The sequence below is a fragment of the Candidatus Ichthyocystis sparus genome (assembly GCF_900078745.1).
Classification (GTDB): domain Bacteria; phylum Pseudomonadota; class Gammaproteobacteria; order Burkholderiales; family 2013Ark19i; genus Ichthyocystis; species Ichthyocystis sparus.
The window spans coordinates 1-4,283 of the sequence record NZ_FKII01000007.1 but is presented as its reverse complement, the minus strand read 5'-3'; the positions used below and the strand labels follow the sequence as shown (position 1 = coordinate 4,283).

Genomic DNA, 4,283 nt, shown 5'->3' with positions numbered 1-4,283 from the left:
TTATTGCTGCTAAAGGGGGATTGTGATCAATCTTCTTCTAGATTTGTTAAATTGCTTCTTTATAAAGATCAACCTGGTAGTGTGTCTGCAACTAGTGCTGTCTCTACAGTTGTAGCACCACCTGAAGGTACGGAATCTTCTTTGCCTGTCACTGAAACTGCTTCAACTACTGTTGCTATTACTACAGGCAAGGGGGTGGTGCATACTAGTAGTAAAATCAAAGCTCTTACCCGGAAATGTGACACTTCTATTGCTATTTCTTCTTCAGCTTTTGCTATTGATTCGGGTGTTTTGGATTCACTGGGTGTTATGTTATCTCCTAGGAGTGTTCGATTGATTGAAGATCTCTTTTCTAAGATGGATGCATCTGCTAGGTGTACTTACAAGAGTATGGTATCCAAGCAACTACCATCAGATGTGAGTGGCAAACTTACTGTTACTGGAAAGGCTATTTGGTACTTGACCTATAAGGTGATGTGTGAAGATAGTTTTGTATTCAAGTGCCTTGGTAAATATCATTATAAGCACCGCCCTAGTTTTATACGCGCTCTTCATAGCATTCAAGTATTGCCTGATTCTCCTGACCATAGTGTAGTGCCATTAGCTGGAGATAGGTTGTTAGATTTTTTATCGAGATTAGATGGTGCTATTAGTAGAAAGGTTAAGTCTATTTTTAACTCTTGTTGGAGTAAAGTTTCCGTTTCTCTGGAAGAGGGGGGGGTGAATGCTGTTAGTTGTAAAGACTTTATCGATGTTATAGACACTGTTGGCATTCCTCAATTGGCATTGTCGGCGATGGTATCAACAACCAACGCAGAACGTGAAAGAAATAAAGGTATTGGTAAATGTACGACATCAGGAATTAGTGTTACAGGCCTTACGCATTCTTTGCCTTCCAGTTCTCAATCATTATCACTTCAGTCTAACCCTGAGTTGTCATCTCGTGCCTATTCTCAACCTGAGTCACAGTTAAGTTCTTCTTTGTCATTAAGGGAGGAGACTCCTGGTACATCTTCTGAAGTAGATTTTGATGATGGATCTTCTTCTAATAAATGTGTTGATTTGCTGGGTGCTAGGTTACATCCTGATAGTGCTAAATTAGTTCTTCAGCTTCTTTGTGACATTGATAAATCTTTCAGGATGTCCTTCTCGTGTTCGATGCGATATTACATCTTAGAGGCTTTGGATAGTGAACTTTCAGTGGTTGAGAAGGCTATCTGGTGCAGAACCTATAGGGAACAGCATTTATATAGATTTATGCATAGGTCCATTTGCATATATCATGCTAAGTATCGTCCTAAATTTATACGTGCTCTTGACGGTTTTCGAGTATTATCAAGTTCCTATGATCATGGGTTAGCTCCATTAATTGGAGGTGAGTTACTAAGTTTTTTATCAGAACTAGATTGCGCTGCTCATAAGAAGGTGGAGTATATATTTGATTCGTTATGGAATGAAATAACTGATACAGTTTTTGCCGAACTAGAAGATGGATCGTTGGGTGATGTTAGTTGTGAAGATTTTATTAGAGTCCTCGATGTTGCTGGTGTTCCTGTAGCAGCATTTTCAATTTATCAAGTACGCAGTAGAAAAAGTGCTCAAGTATGTGTGAAAAGACGTGCGGAAAGATGTGCGATAAGTAAGAGAAAGACATCGAAGAGTAGTAGTAAACGCGGGAGGAATAAGGGGTCGGTGGTTGACACTACTGATCTTACTCATTCTTCGGTTGCCTCTCTTTCGCAACTTCAGTCTCAGCTTGAATCTTCTTTGACTCTTGTTACTGAGTCTGTTGCTATACCAACTGTTTCTGATCAATCTGGTAGTGTATCTGCAGCTGATGCTATCTCTATTTCTGTAGTATTACCTGGTGCTGAATCTCCTTCTGTTACTGAATCTCCTTCTGTTACTGAGTCTGTTGCTATGTTGATCATTAGTGGGGATGTTTTAGTCTCGGTCGCGGAAGGTGGTGCTTCTGATTTGGTAGTTGAAGGTGAATTATCTGTTGAACATTCATCTTCTTTTTCGCCTTTGCCTGCACCTGCACCTGCATCTGATTTGGTAGTAGCTTCTGATATTTCCCCCCCTTTGTCACCATCAGCTAAAGAGTTGGTCGCAGCTGATGTTGTTTCTCCGTTTATGGGGGCAGAGGATGATTCACTTTCTCCTCCCTCCTCATCTTCGATTGAACCTTCATCTTCATCTTTATCTTTATCTTCATCTCCATCTTCGTCAGGATTGGATGCAGATATTTCCTTTTCTTCTTCCTCTCCAGAGTCACCTGTATCGACTGGAGAAGTTGAATTAACTGCGGAAGGTGTTCTTTCTGCGTCGTTGGGAGCTTCAGTAGGTGAATCAACTCCTGTGTCCTCATCTGAGCAGCCAGTAGTCCCAATTCCTGTATCTGCTTCTGTCAGTAAATCTTTCATGGCAGCTAGTAGTAGTTCTTCTAGGTACCCTCATGGACCTAAGAAAGAATTTATTATGCAATCAGTTAAGGAGCAGCCTTTTGAGGTGCCCATGAGTAGTAGGATATCTGATGGACCTTCCCCTCCTACACCTGTGGATATTAGTAATGTTACGCTAGTGGATGTTGTTACCGATACTACTGCTGAGGAGGATATGGGAGCGAGATTGGCAGCATTGTTGAATCGAGGCCTGCCACCTTCACCACTACCTGCTGGTGAATCTAGTGGGTCTAGAGGTGGTAGAGGAGGGTTATCTTCTTCACATCGCGGTGGTGCTCAGAGATCGAGAGGACGTAAAAGGAAAAGGAAAAGTTAATTGCTAAGAATTGGTCTTACTCTCTTATCATTAGCATCACATAATTTTATGAGTTTGTTGTGAGCGAGTTTTTATTTTTATACGATAAATCCCCCTATTGTGTTTTTTCATGTTAGATATAGAGGCCATGTATTTTTGATTATACTTATTCGGATTCTTATAGATAGAGGCAGAGACAGTTTTTTCATCTTTGTTCAATAAGCATTATAAATAACACAACTTCAGTGGCCCGCTATATTGTGGTTAACAAATTTTTTACACCAATGCATCAATTTATATTCTCATCGTATTTATAATTTGTACACTAAATTACTGACACTTAATGGGCTATTTTTTAATAGCGCTAATATATTAAGTTTTTTTATGTTTTTTCTTGTATACAGTGTGATATATATATAACAGAATCCAAAAATCAGGTTTTTCATCTCAGCACTACAACTTTGTAATACGGGGTGTATTGAAAAAATTAATGCTTAGTAGTAATTGTATCCACTTCAATATTCGTGCACGATACATTTGTTATACGATCAATGTCCAAATATGTAATATTTGTTTTTTTATTAAGACGTACTGATACTATCTGCTGTGAATTAATTAAAATAAAGAGTATCATTGAATTTTTAGTAATTTATTAATTACCATTTGTTGAATGTAAATTTTAAGAAGTTATATTAAGCTATCTCGCGGACGGGTGTCGTGTTTTGATTTTGGCTTTGTCTACGTGTATTTCTTGTGTTTGTGTGTGTGAGTTGTTTAATCAATTGAGATACAAGAGTGATGATATACGGCTCTACCTTCGATTATTTCCCTATTTGTGGTGTTGGGTGATTGTGTGCGTTTGGTTGTTGAACTGTACTCACTGCTCTTATTTATGTAATGTTGATTTGTGAGTTGATACTAAAAATAGTAGATTACAAATAATAAATAAAATATAAAGAGGGTCTGTTATGTGTCCTGTGTTATCTGTAACTAGTAGTCCTACTGCCTCTAGTGGTTCCCAGGATAGCGAGGATGATGATGGGAACAACGGTGGTATTTTGCAGGGTAGTGATTTGCAGCAAGTAGAGGTTACTGCTTCAACTACTACTGTAGTTAATGGGGTGAGTGCTAGTAGTAAGGGCAAAAGTAAAGTTTCTGCCAAAAAACTTGTTGCTTCTATTGCTGTTTCTTCTCCAGCTACTACAGGTAAGGGAGTGTACTCTAGGAGTGGTAGGGGAAGGATTTCTGCTCGAAAGTCGGCTGCTGTTGTTGATTCGTATGTTTTCTTCGGTTCGCTGGGTGTTGTATTGTCTCCTGAGATTGCTCGAAAAATTGAAGATCTCTTTTGCAAAATGGGTGTGTTTGCTAGACGTACTTACAAGAATATGGTAGCCAAACAACTCCCGTCAGGCGTGAGTGATAAACTTACTCCTACTGGACGAGCTATTTGGTACTTTACCTATAGGGTGATGTGTGAGGGTAGTTTTGTATCCAGATGTATTGGTGAATACCATTGTAAGTAC

General features: G+C 39.1%; 2 protein-coding genes. Both read left to right on the top strand.

Features of this window, described 5'->3' with window-relative positions; all coding sequences use genetic code 11:
- Positions 1-2,781, top strand: a 2,781-nt coding sequence (locus A6733_RS08600) for a hypothetical protein (protein WP_176696725.1), incomplete at its 5' end; no start/stop codon positions are given.
- A 947-nt stretch (positions 2,782-3,728) separates the two neighbouring features.
- Positions 3,729-4,283, top strand: a 555-nt coding sequence (locus A6733_RS00150) for a hypothetical protein (RefSeq protein ID WP_141663416.1), incomplete at its 3' end; no start/stop codon positions are given.